Source organism: Methylomonas sp. LWB (assembly GCF_001856095.1).
GTDB lineage: Bacteria > Pseudomonadota > Gammaproteobacteria > Methylococcales > Methylomonadaceae > Methylomonas > Methylomonas koyamae_A.
The window spans coordinates 24,035-46,588 of the sequence record NZ_MKMC01000021.1; the positions used below are offsets into that span (position 1 = coordinate 24,035).

General features: G+C 59.5%; 22 protein-coding genes. 19 read left to right on the plus strand and 3 right to left on the minus strand.

Annotated elements, in window-relative coordinates; translation table 11 throughout:
* The first annotated feature begins 152 nt into the window (after positions 1 to 152).
* From BJL95_RS10410 to BJL95_RS25920, 17 genes are all read left to right on the plus strand, one after another.
* A complete protein-coding gene (locus BJL95_RS10410) occupies positions 153 to 1,262 on the plus strand; it encodes an ATP-binding protein (protein ID WP_071157756.1) in 1,110 nt (369 codons plus the stop codon).
* Between the two features lie 2 nt (positions 1,263 to 1,264).
* Complete coding sequence (locus BJL95_RS10415) at positions 1,265 to 1,681, plus strand: response regulator (protein ID WP_064028823.1); 417 nt, start codon at positions 1,265 to 1,267, stop codon at positions 1,679 to 1,681.
* Entirely contained in the window at positions 1,678 to 3,021 is a 1,344-nt protein-coding gene (locus BJL95_RS10420; protein ID WP_071157758.1) for a PAS domain S-box protein, read from the plus strand. Before BJL95_RS10415 ends, BJL95_RS10420 begins: the two co-directional genes overlap by 4 nt.
* Before the next feature lie 189 nt (positions 3,022 to 3,210).
* Positions 3,211 to 3,978: a glucose-1-phosphate cytidylyltransferase gene (gene rfbF / locus BJL95_RS10425; RefSeq protein WP_064028827.1), complete on the plus strand. Its 768-nt coding sequence runs from the start codon at positions 3,211 to 3,213 to the stop codon at positions 3,976 to 3,978.
* The gene (gene rfbG, locus BJL95_RS10430) at positions 3,942 to 5,054 is read left to right on the plus strand and encodes a CDP-glucose 4,6-dehydratase (RefSeq protein WP_231883663.1); all 1,113 of its coding nucleotides are present in this window, start codon (positions 3,942 to 3,944) and stop codon (positions 5,052 to 5,054) included. The genes rfbF and rfbG overlap by 37 nt, the downstream gene beginning before the upstream one ends.
* On the plus strand, positions 5,051 to 5,602 hold the full coding sequence (gene rfbC, locus BJL95_RS10435) for a dTDP-4-dehydrorhamnose 3,5-epimerase (RefSeq protein ID WP_064028829.1): 552 nt from the start codon (positions 5,051 to 5,053) through the stop codon (positions 5,600 to 5,602). Before rfbG ends, rfbC begins: the two co-directional genes overlap by 4 nt.
* Positions 5,599 to 6,822, plus strand: coding sequence for a class I SAM-dependent methyltransferase (locus tag BJL95_RS10440; RefSeq protein ID WP_139306213.1), 1,224 nt, complete (start codon positions 5,599 to 5,601; stop codon positions 6,820 to 6,822). The genes rfbC and BJL95_RS10440 overlap by 4 nt, the downstream gene beginning before the upstream one ends.
* A 48-nt stretch (positions 6,823 to 6,870) precedes the next feature.
* Positions 6,871 to 7,716, plus strand: a complete 846-nt coding sequence (locus BJL95_RS10445; RefSeq protein WP_071157760.1) for an NAD(P)-dependent oxidoreductase — start codon at positions 6,871 to 6,873, stop codon at positions 7,714 to 7,716.
* 49 nt (positions 7,717 to 7,765) lie between these two features.
* Positions 7,766 to 8,794: a radical SAM protein gene (locus BJL95_RS10450; protein WP_071157762.1), complete on the plus strand. Its 1,029-nt coding sequence runs from the start codon at positions 7,766 to 7,768 to the stop codon at positions 8,792 to 8,794.
* A gap of 25 nt (positions 8,795 to 8,819) precedes the next feature.
* Complete coding sequence (locus tag BJL95_RS10455) at positions 8,820 to 10,145, plus strand: glycosyltransferase family 4 protein (RefSeq protein WP_071157764.1); 1,326 nt, start codon at positions 8,820 to 8,822, stop codon at positions 10,143 to 10,145.
* A gap of 5 nt (positions 10,146 to 10,150) precedes the next feature.
* Positions 10,151 to 11,149 carry a radical SAM/SPASM domain-containing protein gene (locus BJL95_RS10460; RefSeq protein ID WP_071157766.1) on the plus strand — a complete coding sequence of 333 codons (999 nt, stop codon included), beginning with the start codon at positions 10,151 to 10,153 and terminating at the stop codon, positions 11,147 to 11,149.
* A gap of 51 nt (positions 11,150 to 11,200) precedes the next feature.
* Positions 11,201 to 12,388 (plus strand): FkbM family methyltransferase, encoded by a 1,188-nt coding sequence (locus tag BJL95_RS10465; RefSeq protein ID WP_175463699.1) that lies wholly within the window; start codon positions 11,201 to 11,203, stop codon positions 12,386 to 12,388.
* Positions 12,385 to 13,482 carry an FkbM family methyltransferase gene (locus tag BJL95_RS10470; protein ID WP_071157770.1) on the plus strand — a complete coding sequence of 366 codons (1,098 nt, stop codon included), beginning with the start codon at positions 12,385 to 12,387 and terminating at the stop codon, positions 13,480 to 13,482. The genes BJL95_RS10465 and BJL95_RS10470 overlap by 4 nt, the downstream gene beginning before the upstream one ends.
* Before the next feature lie 36 nt (positions 13,483 to 13,518).
* Entirely contained in the window at positions 13,519 to 14,337 is an 819-nt protein-coding gene (locus BJL95_RS10475) for a cephalosporin hydroxylase family protein (protein ID WP_071157772.1), read from the plus strand.
* A 37-nt stretch (positions 14,338 to 14,374) separates the two neighbouring features.
* Positions 14,375 to 15,562, plus strand: a complete 1,188-nt coding sequence (locus tag BJL95_RS10480; RefSeq protein WP_071157774.1) for a glycosyltransferase — start codon at positions 14,375 to 14,377, stop codon at positions 15,560 to 15,562.
* A 563-nt stretch (positions 15,563 to 16,125) separates the two neighbouring features.
* Positions 16,126 to 17,397 (plus strand): HD domain-containing phosphohydrolase, encoded by a 1,272-nt coding sequence (locus BJL95_RS10485; protein WP_071157776.1) that lies wholly within the window; start codon positions 16,126 to 16,128, stop codon positions 17,395 to 17,397.
* Positions 17,394 to 19,046, plus strand: coding sequence for an ATP-binding protein (locus BJL95_RS25920; protein ID WP_071157778.1), 1,653 nt, complete (start codon positions 17,394 to 17,396; stop codon positions 19,044 to 19,046). Before BJL95_RS10485 ends, BJL95_RS25920 begins: the two co-directional genes overlap by 4 nt.
* Positions 19,047 to 19,259: 213 nt before the next feature.
* Here BJL95_RS25920 and BJL95_RS10495 read toward each other — a convergent pair whose 3' ends face one another.
* From BJL95_RS10495 to BJL95_RS10505, 3 genes are all read right to left on the minus strand, one after another.
* Positions 19,260 to 20,363: a glycosyltransferase family 2 protein gene (locus BJL95_RS10495; protein WP_071157780.1), complete on the minus strand. Its 1,104-nt coding sequence runs from the start codon at positions 20,361 to 20,363 to the stop codon at positions 19,260 to 19,262.
* A gap of 180 nt (positions 20,364 to 20,543) precedes the next feature.
* Positions 20,544 to 20,855: a hypothetical protein gene (locus BJL95_RS10500; protein WP_139306214.1), complete on the minus strand. Its 312-nt coding sequence runs from the start codon at positions 20,853 to 20,855 to the stop codon at positions 20,544 to 20,546.
* A 59-nt stretch (positions 20,856 to 20,914) separates the two neighbouring features.
* Positions 20,915 to 21,553, minus strand: coding sequence for a hypothetical protein (locus BJL95_RS10505; protein ID WP_139306215.1), 639 nt, complete (start codon positions 21,551 to 21,553; stop codon positions 20,915 to 20,917).
* Between the two features lie 138 nt (positions 21,554 to 21,691).
* On the opposite strand from BJL95_RS10505, the gene BJL95_RS10510 reads away from it, so the two are divergent.
* A complete protein-coding gene (locus BJL95_RS10510) occupies positions 21,692 to 22,099 on the plus strand; it encodes a transposase (RefSeq protein WP_254786668.1) in 408 nt (135 codons plus the stop codon).
* Positions 22,075 to 22,425: an IS66 family insertion sequence element accessory protein TnpB gene (tnpB, locus tag BJL95_RS10515; RefSeq protein ID WP_064031840.1), complete on the plus strand. Its 351-nt coding sequence runs from the start codon at positions 22,075 to 22,077 to the stop codon at positions 22,423 to 22,425. The genes BJL95_RS10510 and tnpB overlap by 25 nt, the downstream gene beginning before the upstream one ends.
* Positions 22,426 to 22,554 lie beyond the last annotated feature (129 nt).

Genomic DNA, 22,554 nt, shown 5'->3' on the forward strand with positions numbered 1-22,554 from the left:
GCAACGCCGGTACGCGCGACAGTACCGGCGCACTCTTTCACACGGCCGGACAGACGCGCGCCAGCCGGAGACAGTTTTAGAGAATGCTTATTTTCTCTGAATTTATTGTATGATCCTGGCCCTTACCGTCGGCAGGACCGAGGAGCATCCGCATGATTGCCGCTAGAAATATCTTGAACGGACACGACGCCGGCTGGCTGATGGAGATCGCCGCCGACGCGATGTTGGTTGCCGACACGGACGGGCGGATTCTGCTCGCCAATCCGGCGGCGGAGCGCCTGTTCGGCTACGGCACCGACGAATTCACCCGGTTGACCGTCGAAGACCTGATCCCGCGCCGCTTCCGGCTCGCGCACACCGAAAAGCGCGCCGCTTACGCCGAGCATCCTGAATACCGCAAAATGGGCAGCGGTCTAACGCTGTGCGGACTGCGCAAGGACGGCAGCGAATTCGCCACCGACATTAGCATCACCCCGATCGAAAGCGGCCGCGTGCTGGCCACCGTTTACGACATCACGCCGCGCAAACAGCTGGAAGAACAAAAACTACGCATGATCCACGAACTGGAAAGCGTCAATGAGGAATTAAAGAATTTCGCCTACGTGGTCTCTCACGATCTGAAAGCGCCGTTGCGCGCGATCGGCTCGCTGGCCGACTGGATTGCCGCCGACCAGTCCGAACGCCTGGATGCCGAAGGCCAGGAACACTTGCGTCTGTTGATTCAGCGGGTGCGCCGATTGGACGGCTTGATCGACGGCGTGCTGCGCTATTCGCGCATCGGCCGTATCCACGAGGCGGTCAGCGCCGTCGATTTCAACGAATTGGCGCGCGAGGTGATCGATGCGCTGGCCCCGCCGTCCCACATCGCGGTCTCGGTCGGGACCGATCTGCCGACGCTGGCCGTCGAACGCACCGGCATGCAGCAGGTCCTGCAAAACCTGCTGTCCAATGCGATCCGTTATCTGGACAAACCCGAAGGCCGCATCGCCATCGACTGCGCCGAACAGCCGGACGCTTGGCAATTCAGCGTCGCCGACAACGGCCCCGGCATCGCCGAGCGCCACTTCGAACGCATCTTTCAATTGTTCCAAACCCTCCACCCACGCGACCGGGTGGAAAGCACCGGCGTCGGGCTGTCCATCGTCAAAAAAATCGTCGAACAAAGCGGCGGACGGGTCTGGCTCGACTCCGAGCCCGGCCAGGGCAGTATCTTTTATTTCACGGTACCCAAACAAGCACCCGCAACCCAATTGAACCCGTAACCATGAGAATCAAGAGCAATCCCATCCTTCTGGTGGAAGACGACAGCGTGGACGCGATGACGGTCAAGCGCGCCTTGAAAGAGCTGCATGTCTCCAACCCACTGACCCATGTCGAAAACGGCGAGGAAGCCCTTGCGCACCTTCAGGATGCCAGTCAAGAACAACCCTGTTTGATTCTGCTGGACTTGAACATGCCGGTGATGAACGGCATCGAGTTTCTGCATGCCGTCAAATCGCTGCCGGAACTCAAACGCATTCCGGTCGTCGCGTTGACCACCTCCGACGAACAGGAAGACAAGGTGGAAAGTTTCGAGTTGGGCGTGGCCGGCTACATGCGCAAGCCGGTCGAATACCAGCAATTCGTCGAGATCGTACGCGCCATCGACGCCTATTGGACGATCAGCGAGTCGCCGCTATGACCGATTTAAACGGTAAACCGGTCATCCGTCTGCTGTTGGTGGAAGACGACCAAATCGACCGGATGGCTTGCAAGCGAGCGCTGGCCCAACACCACGACTGCGAGTTCGTATTGTTCGAAGCCGAAACCGGCAACCAGGGCTTGAAGCTGGCGCGCGACGAGAAGATCGACTGCATCCTGCTCGACTACCATTTGCCCGATTTGAGCGGGGTCGAGTTTCTGTCCGAATTGGCCGAAGAATCCGGCGAACTGCCGATGCCGGTGGTGATGCTGACCGGCTCGGATAATGCCATGATCGCGGTGGACGCCTTAAAACTGGGCGCCCGCGATTACGTCGTGAAAGGCTCCAACGCCAACGGCGAAACGCTGCAATGGCTGCCGGCGGTGGTGATGCGGGCCATGCGCGAACAACAAGCCTTGCTGGATAAAACCGAAGCCGTCGAACAATTGCGCGAAGCGGAAGCCAAATACCGCTGCCTGATCGAGCAAATGCCGGCCATCACCTATATCGCGTCGCTCGACACGCCGGGCAAACTGCTGTACGTCAGCCCACAGATCCGGCAACTGGGTTTCGCGCCGGACAGCTGGCTGGAAGGTAGCGACGGCTTCTTAAAACGGGTGCATGCCGAAGACCGCGATGCCGTCGTCGAAGCCTATTCGGCGACCTACGAACACTACACCCCGCTGCATTGCGAATACCGTTTGCTCAACGATAACGGTCAAGCCCGTTGGTTTTTGGACGAAGCCAAGGTGGTCCGCGACGAAGCGCGCGGCGCGCTGTGTTTGCAAGGTCTGTTGATCGACGTAACCGCCGATAAGGAAACCGCTCAGGAATTGTATTACTACCGGCGCCGCCTGGAAGAACTGGTCGCGCAACGCACCGAGCAATTGGAAAAGCAAAGCGCGATTCTGGAGGCGGCCAATGCCCGCATGGACCACGAGCTCTGCGAACGCAAGCGAGCCGAAGCGGCGTTGCGCGCCAGCGAAGCCCGTTTCCGACTGTTGCTGGAGTCTGCCGGCGACGGCATCGTCGGCGTGGACGGCAAGGGTCTGTGCCACTTCGTCAATCCGGCGGCCCTGGCGATGCTCGGCTACAGTCAACAGGAGCTGCTCGGCCGGAACGCTTGTACCACGATCCACGGCGATACGTCGGTCGCCGAAGAGCAATGCGGCATTTACGCCGCCTGCCACGACGGCACGCCTCGCCACGGTACCGACCTGTTCCGGCGCAAGGACGGCAATACCTTTACCGTGGAATGTTCCGCTCACCCGATGCTGGTCGACGGCAAACTGGTCGGCGCGGTGTTGACCTTTCGGGAACTAACCCCGCCCGGCGCTTAGCGCCGATCCGGCGGCGCGCCTGGCATCCCAAAACGCTCCGCCACCGGAAACGCTCCATCCCGGCCGCCATAACCCGAATCCCTCCCAATTGCGGTATCATGGCCGCCGTTTAGCCGCCGGCCGGTTTGACCAATGCCGGCGCCGGAGCAGCGAACAATCTCTTCCCGCCAACGCCTTAATCGAACTCCTATGAAAGCAGTCATACTGGCCGGCGGCCTCGGCACTCGGCTCAGCGAAGAATCGCATTTAAAGCCCAAACCGATGATAGAAATCGGTGGCCGGCCGATACTCTGGCACATCATGAAGCTGTTTTCGCATTACGGCATCAACGAGTTCATCATCTGCCTAGGCTACAAGGGCTACGTGATCAAGGAATACTTCGCCAACTACTTCCTGCACATGTCCAACGTCACCTTCGATATGGCCGCCAATCGGATGGAAGTCCACCAACGCTACGCCGAACCCTGGCGGGTCACGCTGATCGATACCGGCGAAGCGACGATGACCGGCGGCCGCCTGAAACGGGTGCGCGATTACCTGGACGGCCAAGCCTTTTGTTTTACCTACGGCGACGGATTGTCCGACGTGGACATCGGCGCATTGATTGATTTCCACCGCCGCCACGGCAAATGGGCGACCGTCACCGCGATCCAGCCGCCCGGCCGCTACGGCGCGTTGGACATCGCCGACACCGCCGTGAAGGGCTTTCAGGAAAAGCCGGCCGGCGACGGCGCATGGATCAACGGCGGCTTTTTCGTGTTGGAGCCGGATATTTTCGAAGTCATCGATGGCGATCAAAGCAGTTGGGAAGGCCAACCGCTGGCCGATCTGGCCGCCAAGGACCAACTGCGCGCCTACAAGCACGCCGGCTTCTGGCAGGCGATGGATACCTTGCGCGACAAGACCCAATTGGAAGAACTGTGGCGCCTCGATCCGCCCTGGAAGGTTTGGGCATGACGCTGTTCAACGGCCAGTATCGCGGCCGGCGGGTGCTGGTTACAGGCCACACTGGTTTCAAGGGCAGCTGGCTGAGCCTGTGGTTGCGGGAACTGGGCGCCGAGCCGATCGGCCTGGCCTTGCCGCCGGAAACCGCGCCCAACCATTGGCAGCTACTCGGCCTGGACATGGTCGAATACCTTCAGGATATGCGCGTCAGCGCGGCGGTGGCCGAAATCGTCGCCGATGTCCAACCCGACATCGTCTTTCATTTGGCCGCGCAACCCTTGGTACGGCGCGGCTACCGGCAACCCCTGGACACCTGGACCAGCAACGTCGTCGGCAGCGCCAATCTGTTGGAGGCCTGCCGCCACGTGCCGGCGGTGAAAGCCATCGTCGTCGTCACCACCGACAAGTGTTATCAAAACCGCGAATGGCCGTGGGGCTATCGGGAAACCGATAGCCTAGGCGGCCACGACCCTTACAGCGCCTCCAAGGCAGCCGTGGAACTGTTGGCGGCCAGTTATCGCGATGCTTTTTTTCAACGCGCCGGTACGCCATTACTGGCCACGGCCCGCGCCGGCAACGTGATCGGCGGCGGCGATTGGTCGGAAGACCGGCTGATTCCGGATTTGGTCCGCGCCGTCGCTGCCGGCGAGACCCTGGAAATCCGCTCCCCGCAAGCCACCCGGCCCTGGCAACACGTGTTGGAATCGTTGAGCGGTTATCTGCTGCTGGGCCAACACTTGCTGGAGGAACGGCGCGATGCCGCCGACGCCTGGAACTTCGGCCCGGACGCCGAAGGCAACCGCAGCGTGGCCGACGTATTGACCGAGTTGCAGCGGCATTGGCCGGAACTGCACTGGCAAATCGGCAGCGATCCGCAACCGCACGAAGCCGGCCTACTGTATCTGGACAGCAGCAAGGCCAAAAGCCGACTCGATTGGCGGCCGGTTTGGCCGCTGGATACCGCGCTGGCCGCCACGGCAGCTTGGTACCAAGCGCCGCTGTCCGCCAAGCCGGCGGTCAGTCGGGCCCAATTGCAGGACTATTCGGCGGCGGCCAAGCAAGCAGGCATCGCCTGGGCACGCTCATGAAGCAGCTGCCGACCCCGCTGGCCGGCGTCGTCGTTGTCGAGACGCAAGCGTTTCAAGACTCGCGCGGCGGGTTCGCCCGCTGGTTTTGCGAGGACGAACTGGCGCAAGCGGTCGGCGCGCGCCGCATCGTCCAGATCAATCATTCGCTAACCCACTCGGTCGGCGCGGTGCGCGGCCTGCACTATCAGCGGCCGCCCCATGCCGAGACCAAACTGGTGCGCTGTTTGCGCGGCCGGGTCTGGGACGTGGTGCTGGATTTACGGACCGATTCGCCGACCTTCCTGCAATGGCACGCCGAGGAATTGAGCGCGGACAACGCCCGGATGCTGGTGATTCCGGAAGGCTGCGCCCACGGCTTTCAAGTCTTGGAAGCCGCCAGCGAACTGCTGTATCTGCATACCGCCGCCTATTGCCCCGAGGCCGAAGCCGGCGTCTCGCCGACCGACCCGGCCGTGCAAATCGCCTGGCCCTTACCGATCGGCGACTTATCCGCCAGAGACAGCCAACACCCCGCCCTGCCCCCCGACTTTCGCGGAATCGCCTTATGAACTGCCGCCACTGCCACGCGCCGCTCGAACACGTATTCCTAGACCTGGGTTTCGCACCGCCGTCGAACGCCTACTTGAATGCCGCCGACCTGAACAAGCCCGAACTGTATTACCCGCTGAAACTCTACGTCTGCGAACAATGCTGGCTGGTGCAAACCGAGGATTACGCGGCGGCCGAGCAATTGTTCGATCGCGACTACGCCTATTTTTCGTCGGTGTCGCAAAGCTGGCTGCGCCACGCCGCCGATTACTGCCAGACCATCCGCGAGCGCTTGGCGTTGGATGCCGACAGCCTGGTCATCGAAGTCGCCGCCAACGACGGTTATTTGCTGAAAAACTTCGTCGCCGCCGGCATTCCCTGCCTGGGCATTGAACCCACCGCCAGCACCGCCGCCGCCGCCGAAGCCCTGGGCATTCCGATTCTGCGCGAGTTTTTCGGCGACGCGCTGGCCCACCGTCTGGCCGACCAGGGCCGACGCGCCGATCTGATCGTCGGCAACAATGTCTACGCCCACGTGCCGGACATCAACGACTTTACCGCCGGCCTGAAGTCGGCGTTGAAACCGGCCGGCACGATTACGCTGGAATTTCCGCACCTGTTGCGGCTGATCGAATCGGCCCAGTTCGATACCGTGTACCACGAACACTATTCCTACCTGTCGCTGCAAACCGTCAGCCGCATCTTCGAACGGGCCGGCTTGCGGATTTGGGATGTCGAGGAATTGACCACCCACGGCGGCAGCCTGCGGGTGTACGGCTGCCACGCCGAAGATGCGCGCGAGCCGACGGCGGCGGTCGCCAAGGTATTGGCCCACGAGCGCGACTTCGGCCTGGCCGACTTGACCGTTTACCGGGCGTTTCAGCCGCGCGCCGACCGCATCAAAAACGATTTGCTGGCCTTTCTGATCGAGCAACGCCGGCTCGGTCGGCGAGTCGCCGCCTACGGCGCGGCGGCCAAGGGCAACACCCTGCTGAACTATGCCGGCGTCAAACCGGATTTGCTGGCCTATGTCTGCGATGCCGCGCCGTCCAAGCAAGGTAAATTCCTACCCGGTTCGCACATCCCGATTCTGCCGCCGGCCGCGCTAGCGGAGCGCCAGCCGGACATCCTGCTGATTCTGCCGTGGAATATCCGCGCCGAAATCGTCGCCGATTACCGGCAAATCCACGACTGGGGCGGGCAATTCGCGGTCGCGGTACCGGAACTGAGCGTGTTTTAGGCCGCCGATGCCGACGCGAATCCAGCCAAGACTCGCCCGGAGCCGACCATGAAGGTCCTGGTCACCGGCGCCAACGGCTTCGTCGGCCGCCACGTCGTCACACAATTACTGGAACGCGGCCACCGCGTCACCGCGCTGGCTCGCGACGCCGGCAAGGCGCAAGGTTTGGCTTGGTTCGACCGAGTCGAATTCCTGAGCGGCGACGTGCACGCCGACCGCTTGCCGGACGGCTTGGGGCAACCGGACGCGGTGATCCACCTGGCTTGGCCGGGACTACCCAATTACCGCGATCTGTTCCATTTCGAACAAAACCTGATCGGCGATTACCGCTTCCTGAAGTCGTTGGTCGAACAAGGCGTCGGGCAATTATTGGTCGCCGGCACCTGCTTCGAATACGGCTTGCGAAACGGCTGCCTGGCCGAAGATTTGCCGACGCTGCCGGCCAATCCCTACGCGCTGGCGAAGGACAGTTTGCGAAAATTTCTGCAACAACTCCAACGACATCAGCCCTTCACGCTGCAATGGGCTAGACTGTTCTACCTGTACGGCGAAGGCCAGCACGCCAACAGCCTGCTGGCGCAATTGGAGCGGGCGATTGCCGACGGGCGGCCGACGTTCGATATGTCCGGCGGAGAACAGCTCCGCGATTACCTGCCGATCGAAGTCGCGGCCCGCCGCCTGGTGCAATTAGTCGAACGCCCGGACGCCGACGGCGTCTACAACGTCTGCAGCGGTACGCCGATTTCGATCAGAACGCTGGTCGAGCGGCATATTCGCAAGCGAGGCGCCGACATCGCGTTGAATCTGGGCTACCATGCCTACCCCGATTACGAACCGATGGCGTTTTGGGGCGATCCGCGCAAACTGACCCAGTTGTTGGGACTGCTCGACTGAGTCGTCGGGCGCTATCGACACCGCAGGAGCCAACCCTAGGAAAACCTTGATGAAAGCACAAATCAAACCTCGCATTAACCTCGACGAACGCACCCCGCTGCAAGACGTGATTCCGCTGGAAACGCCGTTCGTGTTGTTCGTCGATCCGGCCAGTTCCTGCAACTTTCAATGTACGTTTTGCCCGACCGGCGACCGCGAACTGATTAAGCAAACCGGCCGCTACCAGGGCACGATGAAGCTGGAGCTGTTTAAAAAGATCATCGACGACTTGGCGGACTTCCCGCAAGACATCAAAGTGTTGCGGATGTACAAGGACGGTGAGCCGCTGCTGAACAAACACCTGGCCGAGATGGTGGCCTATGCCAAGCAAAGCGGCAGGATACCTTACATCGACACCACCACCAACGGCACGCTGATCGATCCGGACCGGATGGGACCGCTGATCGAAGCCGGCCTGGATAAGATCAATATCTCGGTCGACGGTATGAACGAGGAGCAATACCAACGCTTCACCAAGTTCGACTTCGAGTTCCAGCGCTTCGTCGATAACATTCATTGGTTGTACGAGCACAAGGGCGATTGCGAAATCGTCATCAAAATTCCCAGAGAGTTGATTACCGAAGCTCAGCAGCAAGAGTTCTACGATACCTTCGGCGACTACTGCGACCGGATCTTCATCGAAAATTTCGCGCCATGCTGGCCGGAATTCGACGTGGAAACCCGCACCGGCTTCAAGATTACCGAAGGCATTTACCAGCAACCCATCACGCCGACCGACACCTGCCCGTATATTTTTTATTCGATGTCGGTCAATGCCGACGGCTTGGTCAGCTCCTGCTTTCTGGATTGGGGCCGCAAGTTAATCATCGGCGACGCCAGGGAACAATCGATCCGCGACATCTGGCATTCCGACGCCTTCAACCGCTTGCGGATTCAACATTTGGAGGGCAAACGCCGGCAAAACCCGGTGTGCTCGCAATGCGGCCAGCTGACCCATTGCCTGCCCGACAACATCGATCCTTACCGCGAGCAATTGCTGCCCAAGCTGTTGCGACGCAGCGTCCTGGAAACCGCTTGAACCGACGGCCTCCAGCCAACCATCGATGATCCGGGTCCTGCACATCACCCCGCACCTGGGCGGCGGCGTCGGTAAAGCCCTGTCGGGCCTAGCCCGGCAAGCGGCCGGCGAGAACGCCGGCGTATCGCATCGGTTTATTTGCCTGGAAGCGCTGGAAAAGACCCAATTCGTCGAGGCCATCGCCGCGCTGGCCGACCCGAATTTCGCGGTCGAAGTCTGTCCTTCGCCCGATAGGCTGCGCGCGGCGATCGCCGAAGCGGACATCGTGCAATTCGAATTCTGGAACCACCCGCTGTTGCCCAAGTGCTTATGCGAAGCCGAGCTCCCGCCGCACCGGGCTTTGTTTTGGTGCCATATTTCCGGCCTGAGGAGCCCGCTCATCCCGGCCGGTTTAGCGGCGATCGCGGACCGCTGGGTGTTCACCTCGGCATGCTCGCTGGATAACCCGGCCTTCGCCGGTTTAAGCGATGCCGAGAAACAACACCTCGGCGTGGTCTCCAGCGCCGGCCTCGCCGACTTGCCGCCGCTCCCGCAACGCCAAGGCCGGCCGCCGCGTCTGGGTTACGTCGGCACTTTAAACTTCGCCAAGCTGCATCCGCGCTTCGTCGAGTTTCTGGCGGCGGTGCCGCTGGCCGACCTACGCGTTAAATTGCTCGGCGACATCGCCAACCGCGCCGAACTGCAAGCGCGGTGCGCCGCCGTCAGCCGGCCGGATTTATTCGAATTCGCCGGTTATTCCGAGGACATCGTCGCCGAATTAGCCGAACTGGATATTCTGGTATACCTGCTGAACCCGCTGCACTACGGTACCGCCGAGAATGCGCTGATCGAAGCGATGGCGATGGGCGTCGTGCCTATCGTGTTGGACAACCCGGCCGAGCGCCGAATCGTCGCACATGGCCGGACCGGTCTGGTCGTCAACTGCCCCGCCGACTTCGCCGAGGCGCTTAGCGATCTGATCAACCAGCCCGAACGACGCCGGGCCTTGGCCCAGCAGGCCGCCGAATTCGCCAGAACCCGCTACACTTTTGCCGAAATGACCGCCGGACTCAATGCGTATTACCTGGATTTGATGAACGCCGAAAAACGCCAACCTGCTTACGCCGCCGTATTCGGTAACTGCCCCTGCGACTGGTTTAAAGCCTTCCAAAACCCGAACGGCCCGTATGCCGACGACGGTAGTATCCCCGCCGGCGCGGACTTGGCGCACGGCGATTTCGAGCGCTCCAAAGGCAGCGTGTTTCACTTTTTGAAGTACTTTCCGGACAACCCGAGACTGCGGTCCTGGAGCCGGGCGCTCGCCGAGCCGCTCCGTTCCGCACCGCGCAATGCCCGGCAAACCCTAGCGTAAGTTTTATGCTCACCAAACAAGAAGCCAAAAACATCGACATCGCCGCAACCCGGGTCGACAATCTGCTCAAGGCGCTGGCCGAAAAACGCATCTTGAGCCTGATCGTCGAGCCGACGTCGGAATGCAATCTGAGCTGCACCTTCTGCGACATGCACTCGGGGCGCTACGACACCGATCACCGCAAGGGCATGATGAGCGACGCGGTGTTCGACAAACTGCTAGCCGATCTGCAAGCCCTGCCTTACAAAATGGCGATGATTCAGTTTCACGGCTACGGCGAACCGCTGCTGAACAAAAAGATCGCCGCGATGCTGGCCGCCTGCAAGTCGCGGGGGCTGGCCGAAAAGCTGCGCATCATCACCAACGGCACCGTCCTGAAACCCGAGATTCTGGAAGAACTGTTGAATTCCGGCGTCGACGAAATCCACATCAGTCTGGATGCCTTCAGCCGCGAGGAATACCAAACCATCAAGGGTAAGGACTTCTTCGACAAGTTGATGCGCAACATTTACGCGGCGGCCGAAGCCGTCGAACAGCGTCAAACCGTCCAGCTTTACATCAAACTGGCCTCGTCCGACGCCGAGTTGTACGGTATCACCGACGGCCTGTTCCAGCGGGGCTGGGACGGGCTGAAAACCTTATGCGAGCATTCGCAGGTGGTCCATCTGAAAGACATGCCGGTGTTCCACACCCACGACGGCCAAAAGATCGGCTTCGCCGGTTCCAACGCGCCCTGCGAGATGCCGTTTTACATGGCCTACGTCAAATTCGACGGCAAGATTTCGGCCTGTTGCGCAGACATCTTCGGCGAATTGGCGATCGGCGATCTGAGCCAACAAAGTCTGCGGGAGATACTGGAAGGCCGCGCGCTCAACGACATTCGCAAAACCATGCTGGGAGGCGATCTCAAGCACCAGAAACCAATTTGTTATTACTGCGGCGCCAAAACCGTCGTCGATCTCAGCGCCCATGCCGAACAAATCCGGACGCTGTTGGACGATTAAAGCGCCCCGATTCGTCGTGTTCCCGATCGCAAATCCGTCCAGCCGATGATCTTGCAACATCCCATCGCCCGGCAATTTAGCCGCCTACCCGATCCGGCCGAAGCCCGCCGAATGCTGCGCCGGTTACAGCAAGTACCGAGTCACGCAGCCCCTCGCCGAGTAGACAAGCCGGTAACGTTGTACGGTGCCGGCAATTTAGGCAGACTGGCCCATGCCTACTTCAAGCGGATCGGCGTGACCGTGCAAACCGTCGTCGACGCCAACGCCGGCACGCTGGCAAACACCCCGTTCTGGCAACAAACCCGGTTGATCGCGCCCGAGGACGTCCCGAACAAACTCAAAACCAAGACCTTGCTGGCAATCAGCATCGCCAACGATCCTTTTACACCGGTGGCCGAATATTTGACTCGGCAAGGCTGGCAGGATGCCGTGCCGTTTTACGACATTGCCGAAGCCTACCGCGATCGCCATCCGCTCTCCAACGGCTGGTTCGCCGACCCGTTCAGCGACATTGATCTGGACCGCATCGAAACGGTATTGGACGGCTGGCACGACGCCCTGTCCCGCGCGCACCACCTGCAATTCATCGCCTGGCGGCGGCTGCGCCAGGAATGGACGTTTTCCGCCGCGCCGGTCACGACCGACGACCGCTTCTTTATCCCCGAAGTGTTGGACTGCCTAAACCACGAGGAGCGTTTTATCGATTTGGGCGCCCATACCGGCAGCGTGACTCGACGTTTTTGCCAGTTGACCGGTGGCCGCTTCGCCGAACTATGCTTGATCGAACCTGACCGAACCAGCCTTGAGCAACTCGAAGTCACCATGGACGAACTGGGGCTTTGCGACGATTCCCGGTTGCGGGTCATGGATTGCGGAATCGCCGCTCGAACCGGGATGGGGCGGTTTTACGAAGGCTTGGACTATGCCTCGCAACTGACTCCGCTCGGCAAGCGCAAATTGCCGGTCGTCGCGCTGGACGATTTGGAGTTTACGCCGACCTTCATCAAACTACATCTGGAAGGCGGCGAGCTCGACGCGCTGAAGGGCGCCGAGCAGACCTTGTTGAGTCATCGGCCTATCGTCGTCGCCACGTCCTACCATAACATCCAAGGACTCTGGGAATTGCCGCTGTGGCTGATGCAAACCTTGCCGAATTACCGGTTCTTGCTGCGCCTGCACAGTTGGTGCGGCACCGGCGCGGTGATCTACGCCCTGCCCAACGAACGGAGCAGCCATTGAGCGATTTTTGGGCGCGCGCCGCCGATCTCCGCGCCGAGCAACAGCCCTTGATTAGCCGCTTTCAGGCGGCATTCTCGACGGGCATCGTCGTCTACGGCGCCGGATTCGTCGGCACCTGGGCCGTCCAGTATCTGCAAGGACTCGGTGCCAAGGTCGTCTGCGTGGCGGACCGCAATCCCGCCAAATGGCACACGGCGATACGCGGCGTGCCGGTGGTCGCGCCGGAAGACCCCGCCGTCGCCGAAACCGGCTGGGTGCTGGTGGCCGCCCGCCACGCGGCTAAAGCCGTCGTCGAGCAATTGACCGCGACCGGCCTGACCGCGCTGAGCTTCGATGCGTTTTTCGCGGTCAGCCGCTATCCAGACATTCTGGAAATCAACAACGCCTTTCTCGCCGACGAGTTATCCCGGCAAACCTTGGGCGCCGTGGTGTTGGCCTGGCTGAGCGGCTCGCCGGCACCTTGCCGCGACGTGCAAGCCCCCGATCAATATTTTTGCCTGCCGGGATTTGCCGACGACGACCGCCACATTTTCATCGATGCCGGCGCCTATGTCGGCGATACCGTCGAGAAGTTCATCTGGGCCTGCCACGGCGCCTTCAAACGCATTCACGCCTTCGAGCCGGGCGAGCGGCAATTTGCCGCGTTGCGCCAACGGACCGAGCGCTTGGCGGCGGAGTGGGCATTGGACGACGGTCAAATCGCGCTGGTCAACGCCGGCGTTGCCGAGGCCAGCGGCCGGATGGCTTGCGTCAACGTCAGCGGACCGGCACAAAGCTTGAATCTGGTCGAGGCCGCCGCCGATCGCGACGATCTGCCGACTAGCGCGGTTTACAGCCTGGACGACTACCTGCAAGGCCAGCCGGCCAGCTTAATCAAAGCCGACGTGGAAGGCCTGGAACTGGCGCTGTTGCGCGGCGCGGCCGCCACGATTCGCCGTTATGGCCCCAAAATGGCGCTCAGCGTCTACCATTTCCCCAGCGATATTTTCGAGATTCCGGCATACGTGCGCCGCCTCGATCCCGGCTACCGCTTTGCGTTGCGCCACCATTCGCCGCTGCTGATGGAAACCGTGCTGTATTGCTGGAAAGATTAACCAACCGATTTCGCCCCCACCACACCGAAGCCTCTCATGGACGCCAACAAGCAATTCGAAACTTACGTCGCCGACAACATTCGCCGGATCGGCACCGACCGCGATTTCATCGGACTTTCCAACATCTGGGTGCGCGAATCCATCCGCCACAACTACGCCCAGAACTTTACCTGGCTAGGCCGGCCGGTCATCCAGGTGCCGCAGGACGTTTACGCGATTCAGGAATTGATTTGGCGGGTCAAGCCGGACTTGATCGTCGAAACCGGCATCGCCCACGGCGGCTCGCTGGTGCTGAGCGCATCGATGCTAGCCCTGCTGGATTACTGCGACGCGGTCGCCGCCGGCCAAGCCTTGGACCCATTGCAAAGCCCGCGCAAGGTGCTGGGCATCGACATCGACATCCGCCCGCACAACCGCGCGGCCATCGAAGCCCATCCGCTGGCGCATAAAATCGAGACCCTCCAGGGATCGTCGATCGCCCCGGACATCGTCGCGACCGTCAAGGCCCGCGCCGCGCAAGCCCAACGCATTTTGGTTTTCCTGGACTCCAACCACACCCACGACCATGTGCTGGCCGAACTGGAAGCCTACGCGCCGCTGACCTCGGAAGACAGCTACTGCGTGGTCTGGGATACCGGCGTCGAAGATCTGCCGGAAGGCTTTTGCCGCGACCGTCCCTGGGACAAGGGCAACAACCCGAAGACCGCGGTTTGGGAATATCTGCGCCTGCTGCGCGGCGAAGGCCGCCAAGCCGCCGACGGCAAGGTGCTGAATTTCGAGATCGATAAAACCCTCGAACATAAAATCGCCATCACCGCCTCGCCGGACGGCTTTCTGCGCCGCGTACCGGCTTGACGCCAACCATGCTTCTATACCTCACACCGAACGCGCCATGACTCACGAAGTTCCGCTCATCGCCACCGGCGGCCGGCACTTTCCGCCATTGCCCGCCTCCGCGCAAGCCGCGATTTTATTGCCGACCGCGCGCTGGACGCCGATGGCGCGCTCGGTGATCGCCTCGCTGATCGGCACGGCCAACGAGGAAACCGTGGTGCTGGTCGCCGACAACAGCGAAACGCCGGAAAAACGCGAATTTCTGGAACGCATCCGCGCGCTGAATCCCTATATCTTCGCGATCGCACACCAGAAGAACGTCGGCGGCGCAGGCAATTTGAGCTATCTGTTCGAGTGGTGCGGCGACTTGCCGTATTGCGCGATGATGGCCGACGACGACTGGATGTCGCCGACTTATCACGCCGACGCCTTCGAATTGCTGCGCGGCGATGCCAAACTCAGCTGCGCCGAGGCCGGCAGTACCTTCGTGGACATCGGCGACGGCAAGCTGGTCAACGTCAGCCAAGCGGCGATGCAGGGTGCGACCCCGGCCGAACGCTTGCCGACCTGGCGCCCCGAGGTGGCCCGCGCGACGATGTACAACGCCTCGCGGCGCGGCGCGCTGAACCACGCCTTGCAATTCCTGGCCGTGACACCGCTGCACGGCCTGACCTTGGCCGAAGACTTGTGGGAATTGAATCGGCTGGCCTTGGGCGATTTCGTCAGCCAGCCGGGGCCGGGCTGCTTGGTACATTATCCGGCGAACGGCTCGCAAAACGGCGACGGCACCCAACGCTTCTACGAACTGATCTGCAAAGGCGTCGGCCTGCAGTTTTCGTTCGTGTATTTCACTGCACTGAGTACCGCGGTCCAATGCGCCTTGTTCTTGGGCGGCAGCCACTCGCCGATTGCCGACCCATTGCAACGCGCCGTCTGCGCCCAACAGGTATTCGCCAAAATCTACGCCGCCGGCTTTCTACCGATGGTCAGTGCCGAATCCAGCCACGCCGCCGCCCGCATGCTGTTCGCAGAGCACCCGCGAGCGCTGGCCGGCTACCTGAAATTTTGCGCGCCGCCCTACAGCTTGCAACCGGTGTTTGCCGCCGACGTCGTATGCTGGTTCATCGAGTTGATCGAAGTCTTCGAGGATAAAACGCCGCCGGCTCCCGAGCGGCTATCACGCCGCTTCGCCCACTTCGTCGACGGTCTGATGCCGGGCTTGCTGAATGCCGCCGGCGATTGCTGATCCAAGATTCTCAGACCCTAAAAGCAGCGGTTAGGCAAAGTTAGGCCCACCGATGGCGGGACGCTCTCGATCGCGGCTAAAGCCACCCCACCCGCCTTTTTCAGTATCCTGGGTGACAAATCACTTCATGACCATTAGGGCGAACCACCGCTATCGCACCACCCATTCACTTGTGATTGCTGGAGTTGTTATGTTAGTGTGCAAACACGCGTTGACAGACACTGAAAATTAGTGCCGCAATTCGAAGGAATTCGGCGGACAATGAACGCCAGACGAACTCCATCGGCAATCGCAAGCCTTGGTTGCGGCGTTTCACATTGGTTTTCCGGAAAAGATAGCGGTGGGCGTCGCAAAGGCTCCGAGGCACAAATTAGTGGGGCGAAACCCACCACCACGGGCACGATAATCTCGGATCGGCGTCCGCTCAATCACACTGCGGCGGTGCTTACATCCCTGTGAAAACGGATCGCAAAACCTTGAGTGGCCGGGCGCGGAATATCGGTCGAGACCGCCGAATTCCGCAGTATTCCATTTGACACAAGTAGATCGGACTGTCGCTACCGATGCCAGATAACTTCAACATTACGATGGATCAGCTTCGGGTCGGGTTATATATCCACCTCGATCTCAAGTGGTTTGATCACCCGTTCTCGTTCAGCAATTTCAAGATCAAGAACGAGGCACAGATCAAGACCATCCAGAGTCTCGGGCTCAAGTCGATTCGTTACGATCCGGCCCTCAGCGATGTCAATCCGCTCCCTCAAAAGACACAGCCGGTACAGCAAACACCGGAAGCGGCCAAGCCTGATATTTCGCCGGTGTTGGCGGCCAAGGTCGCGCTGGTAGAACGCATCCAGCGGCAGCGAGAGGCAGCGGCGCGGATTGAAAATGCCTTTATCGATACCGCTAAAACGATACACGGCATCGAGAAAAGCCTGTTTACCATGCCGGCGGAAACCGTGCGAAAGGCGGGACAATTGGTGGATCAAATTATCGACTCCCTGCTTTCCGCGCCGGAACTCGCCATACACGTCATGATAGGCAAGGCAGGTGCCGAGGAAATGTATTACCACTCGTTGAATGTCACCATGCTGTCGCTGATGATGGCGCGCGACATCGAGTTGCCCCAAGAAGTGGTCGGCACTTTGGGCATAGGCGCGCTATTTCACGATATTGGTCATAAGGAGATTCCGTCCAAGATCTTGATGAAAAAGGAGCCGCTCAATCAGGCCGAGCGGCATTTATTCGAAATGCATTGCCAGTATGGCGCGGATATCGGCCAGCGACTGGGGCTCGCACCCGCCGTCTTGACCATCATCAGCGAACATCACGAATTGTTCGATGGGACCGGCTACCCGAGCAGACTCAAGGGCGAAGCGATAGGCTTGCTTTCCCGCATCGTCGTCATTGCCAACCATTATGATGAACTTTGCAACCCGGTGAACATTAACAACGCGCTGACACCTCACGAGGCTTTGTCGACGATGTTCGCCAAGTTGCGCAACAAATTCGATCAGAAATTGCTCCAGGTCTTCATCCGTTGTCTTGGGGTGTATCCGCCAGGCACGATCGTGCAGTTTTCCAACGGCGTGATCGGCATGGTCGTCACCGTCAATACCGCCAAGCCGATGAAACCGCTGGTGCTCATTTACGACGCGGATATCCCCAGGGACGAGGCTATCCTGGTGGACATGGCCTGCGAAGCGGATGCGAATATCGCGAAGGCGATCAGACCGGCGCAGGTTCCGAGGGAAATATACAACTACCTCAGTCCTCGCAAACGGGTCAATTATTATTTCGACCCGAGCAGCCCCGGCCAGGAGCAAGCCAGATGAGCAGCCTCGAACATCTGATGATCGATTACTGCCAGCATATGATGCTGCTGGTTGAACCCGGTGAGTTGCGGATCATCGTCGCCAACAAGATGGCAGAGAAAATGCTCGGCTATTCGGAACTGGATTTGCTGGCCATGGCGATCACGAATATCGAAAGTTCATTGCAGGACGTGTTTTATTGGGAAGACGTCCGCAACGGCCAATACCAGGATATCGAGACCCAGGATGGGCTTTATCAATGCGCCGACGGTTCGCTGCTGACGGTGACCAAATCGGTCAAGATCATTCACCACGAAGGCCGTCCGCTGATTCTGATCCAAGCCAGGGATGTCCAAAACGAACACAAGGCCGAGGATGCCCTGGCCCAGCTATTGTCCCAGCTCAGGGCCACGCTGGAATCAACCGGCAACGGCATACTGGTCATCGATTGGCACGGCAAGATCGCCAACATGAACCGCCAGTTCAGTAGCATGTGGGGCATTTCGGACGACTTGCTGTTCGAGACAGAAGAAGCCGATATTCTTGAGTTCATTGCCGGGCAGGTCGTCGAGCCCGAGGCATTTCGTGTGCGCTTACAAGAGCTCGTTGGGGACGGGGAAACCGAAGATATCCTGAGTCTCCAGGATGGCCGGGTTTTCGAATGCCGATCGCGGCCGCAATATCTTGGCGAACACATCATCGGTCGCGTCTTCGGCTTCAACGATATCACCGAACACAAACGCGCCGAGGAAGCGTTGCGCGACTCCCGAGATAAACTCGAAGAGCAGGTGCAAAAGCGCACCGCCTCGCTGCAAATGGCCAATACCCAACTGCTGGCCGAGAAGGCGCGTCAAGAGGACCTAATCAAGCAGCTTGAAGAAACCCAGATGCAACTGCTGCAATCCGAAAAAATGGCTTCGATCGGTCAGCTCGCGGCCGGCGTGGCTCATGAGATCAACAACCCCATTGGCTTCGTCAACTCCAACTTGAGCACGTTACAAGAGTATGTGGATGGAATGCTCAGACTGCTCGCGGCTTACGAAGACGTCGAAGGTAAGCTGGTGAATGAGGCCTTGCAAGACATAACGCTTCTGAAGCAGGAAATCAATATCGGCTATCTGCGCCAAGACATCGGCGAACTTCTGGCGGAATCCCTCGATGGTTTGCAGCGAGTGCGGCGCATCGTTAAGGATCTAAAGGATTTCTCTCACGTTGGCGAATTGGAAAAGCAGTCGGCGAATCTGGAGGCGGGTCTCGACAGCACGCTGAACGTGGTATGGAACGAAATCAAGTACAAAGCCGAGGTCGTCAAGGAATATGGCGCAATCCCCGAGATCAACTGCATCGCGTCCCAACTCAACCAAGTGTTCATGAACCTGCTGATCAATGCGGTGCAAGCCATCGAGGATCACGGCCGAATTACGATTCGCACCGCTTATGACGAGAACAGTGTCTGGGTTGAGGTGGAGGATACCGGCAAGGGCATCAAGCCGGAACAGCTTGGAAAAATCTTCGATCCGTTCTTTACCACCAAGTCGGTCGGCATGGGCACCGGCTTGGGTCTTTCCTTATCCTACGGCATCGTGAACAAACACAACGGACGCATCGAAGTGAAAAGCACGGTCGGCAAGGGCACTTGCTTTCGAGTCTTGTTGCCCAGGGCCGGCTGACAGGCTAATTTGGCGAGGTCGCCCGTGGTTGCTTTGCCGTCTCAAGTTCGCTGAAGTTGGACCGACCTAGCAAGCCGCGTTGGCGAAGCGCAACCTTAAAAAAACGGATCGATAGCGACAGTTTGCGTGCCCAATCAACCGCCTTATTAAAAGTCCGCTCACGTCCAAAACGCAGAATCCGAGCGTCTTGATTGCTCAAAAAAGCCCTCCCCGCTACACCCCCAACTGCGCCCGCCAAAAGTCGTTCAGTACGTTGGTTTCCTGACCGCCGCCTTGGTAACGGTCCTCGAAGCGCTGAAACTCCTGCTCCAACGCGCTGAATTCCTGGCGTTGATGGTAGGACAGGCCGGCCGATAAATCGTTGGCGGCCCAGGTCGTGGTCCGGTAGCGCTGGAGTTTTTCGCGGGAAAACTCGTAATCGAAATAGCGCAAATGAATCAGCGTCAGGTCGTCGGCTTTTTCGCTGCGTTCGTAGCATTGGTGCTGGCCCGGCGTGAACGACACGGGGTCGCTGAGGATGGCCACCTTGTCCAAGGCGGTGTTGCGCAACAAGGCCCGCCGCTGGCCGACGATGGGCTGAGATAGATCGATCGCCGCATCGCTACCACGCAGATGCACCAAATCCCAACCGGTCGGGATTAACCGCCTGGGCGTATCGACGGACAAGCGGGTCACGTAATCGGCCAGACTCGAATACGCGGAGCGGGTCGGCACGATGAATTCGTCCGAATCGGTCACCACCACCAAGTCGTAAGTCTCCAGCAGAAAATGTTGGAAAATGCCCAGACTGCGCGACAGCCGCCACGAATCGAAACTGGTGCGGGGCTGGCGAATCACATTTACAGCCGTCGGCAGATAAGTGCGCGGATCGCGGTCCGAGCCGTCGTCGATCACATACAGATTTTCCAGACCGAACTGGCGTCCGTAGTAATCCACCCATTTCGGCAGCACGAAGTCCTCGTTATAGGCAATCGTCAGCGCCGCCACCCGCGTGACCGTACTCGGCCTAGCCCGGTAAACCCCGGCTTGCAAGGCTTGCCGGGCTAACAGCGTGGCGGCCAGATTCAACCGGTGCGCGACCGCCCGTTGCGTGTCGCCGTTGTATTCGTGGAACACCAGGCGCTCCAACTCCTCGCTCCGCTCGGTGCCGATCGGTATCGCGATCGGCAAGGCCGCGCCGGTCAGCGGAAAGCGGCCCAGCACGACCTCGGCGCCGGCTGCGTCGGTCTGGCAAACCACCAGCACGCCGTCGCGAGGCGTCTCCGACAACATGACCTGGCACTGCTCGTAATTCAAAAAAGTAATATCGATTTTCATAGGCTACTCAAAATAGGCCGGAACCCTGCCGGCGGTGACGCCAAGTCGGCAACGCAGCCGACCGCCAACGCGCAAGGCCGCGACCGGGAAACAGATCGCCGGCGAGATGATGCCGGTTATGGCGCGGCATCTTTCGGGAATTTGTGAACCGCGTTAAACGCCACCGCTCAGGAACCGACGCTAAGCATAATCGGACGGCCCAGCGATACTAAGCGACTCAAAGAAGTCGGCGAACTGTTCCGAGAACGCCCGTCCCTCATGTAAACTTCCATGGCTTGAGAAAATAGTACTCTCCGTCACTAGCTCAATAATCTCTGCGTCGAAATCACCACTTTCCCAATATGTAATCCGAGCCACCAGCGTAGGCGTATCTATATCGAGTCGCGCTGATGGATTGTGTGACATTTCGCTTTCTGTGACTCTCGCCTCGACATCATTGCCGAGAGCCTTATCTGTGATTTGCTTTGCCCAGCCGATAAAGGTGTCCAACACGCTCTCTCCTCTCATGGAAGTTTAGTTGCCGAGTGTAGGATATCCGTTGCTTCGGGCATTTAAGGAATTGACATTCCTTTTCGAGCCGCAAGCCGCCCCTCTAGAGAGTTGGGGCCAATAATTTTAGCCCAACCTTCATTTGTTGCCTTCAACGATGACGTCGGGACGTTGAACTCAACGTACATACTTCCCGGCTTCGCCTGGTTTATAAAAGCCGAAGCATCCTCTGGATCCGCAACATGGGTGGTTCCAGAAAAGCTTTCCTGCACCTTTCCAGACGCCTTCATGGCATCATGCTCAGCCTGCGACATCCACCGCCCGACTCTGGTTGTTTCCTTTACAACTTTACTCGTATCCCAAATTGTATCGGTAATCTTGCCAATTTTTCCTAGGAGACCTCCACCCGTCGCCCCCAAAGCAGCGGAAATACCGACATCTCCCCAGTTGACGGCGCCAATATCACCACCGTTGCTGTACATTTGCAAACCAAAATCAAAGGTTGCGCCAACAAACGCCCCGAACAACCCGAAAGTCCCCGTCGGATCCGTATAGCCGACCGGATTGCCGAACACCCCAATGCCCTGAAGTTCAACGGTTACAGTCCATATAAGCCGCCGGCCGAATGAAGTCGAAGCCAGCCATTTTGCTTCGACTTCGCTCAGCCAACGGCTTAACTTAAAGACATTACTTCCAAGCAATCTACCAGATGTATCTATCCCGCCGGCCGAAAACCTCCCGTTCCGGCTCAAACCTCGGTAAGCGGTCCTTTAACAGCATCTGTATAAACAGCTCGAAAGGAACGAAGATAGTGTCCACTTATAATCAGGTGGACACCTATGAAGGAGCATAACACGCGATTATCGCGGCCATTAATCGTGGGGCACGGGCGAGACGGCCGTTGCCTTTATGATCCGGAAGCCAAGCGGGAGCTAGTGAAAGTTTGCTTGCATTCGGGCACATCGGTTGCCAAGATCGCTCTGCAATACGGTATCAATGCCAATCTGCTGCGCAAGTGGATGGGGCATTACCGAGAAACAGGACATCCGAATCCGAACAGTCCATTAACGTTGCCGGCTTTTGTGCCCGTTCAGTCGCTGAGCGCAGAGAAACCGGCTGAGTCAGCGCTCAGTGCGGAGTTGCCCAACGGCGTTAAACTCGCGTTACAGCCTGTCGAGCTGAGCGACCTGCCGGTGATTTTGAAGGCGTTGGCCGAGCTGCCATGTTTCGTTTCGACGCAGGATTGAAGGTCTACCTGCACCGCGAGCCGGTCGACGGCCGCAAGGCCATCAATGGTTTAGCGCTGCTGGTTGAGCAGGCATTAGGCTTGAATCCGTTCGAGCCGGCCATCTACGTGTTCAGCAATCGCCGGCGGGATCGGATCAAACTGCTGTTGTGGGACCGCACCGGTTTTTGGTTGATGCTCAAGCGGCTGGAAGCCGACCGTTTTCACTGGCCGAAAGAGGCAGCAGTTGTGACGTTGACGGTCGAGCAACTCCACTGGTTGTTAGCCGGTATTGACTTGGCCGCGATGCGGCCGCATCCGGCACGAACCTATACCCAAGTAGGCTGAAACGCGGATGTAAAGCCGGTAAAATAACGGCATGACGCCCACCATCACGCTGTCCACCGAAGACTACCAAGCCTTGCTGGCCGAGCAGCAACGGCTGGCGAGTCAACTGCGGTTGGTGACGGTCGAGCG

Excerpts from the sequence above, each read along its gene's own strand:
- BJL95_RS10415 (WP_064028823.1), top strand. The coding sequence starts at position 1,265 with ATGAGAATCAAGAGCAATCCCATCCTTCTGGTGGAAGACGACAGCGTG.
- BJL95_RS10440 (WP_139306213.1), top strand. The coding sequence starts at position 5,599 with ATGAACTGCCGCCACTGCCACGCGCCGCTCGAACACGTATTCCTAGAC.
- BJL95_RS10485 (WP_071157776.1), top strand. The coding sequence starts at position 16,126 with ATGCCAGATAACTTCAACATTACGATGGATCAGCTTCGGGTCGGGTTA.
- BJL95_RS10420 (WP_071157758.1), top strand. The coding sequence starts at position 1,678 with ATGACCGATTTAAACGGTAAACCGGTCATCCGTCTGCTGTTGGTGGAA.
- tnpB (WP_064031840.1), top strand. The coding sequence starts at position 22,075 with ATGTTTCGTTTCGACGCAGGATTGAAGGTCTACCTGCACCGCGAGCCG.
- BJL95_RS10450 (WP_071157762.1), top strand. The coding sequence starts at position 7,766 with ATGAAAGCACAAATCAAACCTCGCATTAACCTCGACGAACGCACCCCG.
- BJL95_RS10455 (WP_071157764.1), top strand. The coding sequence starts at position 8,820 with ATGATCCGGGTCCTGCACATCACCCCGCACCTGGGCGGCGGCGTCGGT.
- BJL95_RS10410 (WP_071157756.1), top strand. The coding sequence starts at position 153 with ATGATTGCCGCTAGAAATATCTTGAACGGACACGACGCCGGCTGGCTG.
- rfbC (WP_064028829.1), top strand. The coding sequence starts at position 5,051 with ATGAAGCAGCTGCCGACCCCGCTGGCCGGCGTCGTCGTTGTCGAGACG.
- rfbF (WP_064028827.1), top strand. The coding sequence starts at position 3,211 with ATGAAAGCAGTCATACTGGCCGGCGGCCTCGGCACTCGGCTCAGCGAA.
- BJL95_RS10480 (WP_071157774.1), top strand. The coding sequence starts at position 14,375 with ATGACTCACGAAGTTCCGCTCATCGCCACCGGCGGCCGGCACTTTCCG.
- BJL95_RS25920 (WP_071157778.1), top strand. The coding sequence starts at position 17,394 with ATGAGCAGCCTCGAACATCTGATGATCGATTACTGCCAGCATATGATG.
- BJL95_RS10495 (WP_071157780.1), bottom strand. The coding sequence starts at position 20,363 with ATGAAAATCGATATTACTTTTTTGAATTACGAGCAGTGCCAGGTCATG.
- BJL95_RS10475 (WP_071157772.1), top strand. The coding sequence starts at position 13,519 with ATGGACGCCAACAAGCAATTCGAAACTTACGTCGCCGACAACATTCGC.
- BJL95_RS10445 (WP_071157760.1), top strand. The coding sequence starts at position 6,871 with ATGAAGGTCCTGGTCACCGGCGCCAACGGCTTCGTCGGCCGCCACGTC.
- BJL95_RS10460 (WP_071157766.1), top strand. The coding sequence starts at position 10,151 with ATGCTCACCAAACAAGAAGCCAAAAACATCGACATCGCCGCAACCCGG.
- BJL95_RS10510 (WP_254786668.1), top strand. The coding sequence starts at position 21,692 with ATGAAGGAGCATAACACGCGATTATCGCGGCCATTAATCGTGGGGCAC.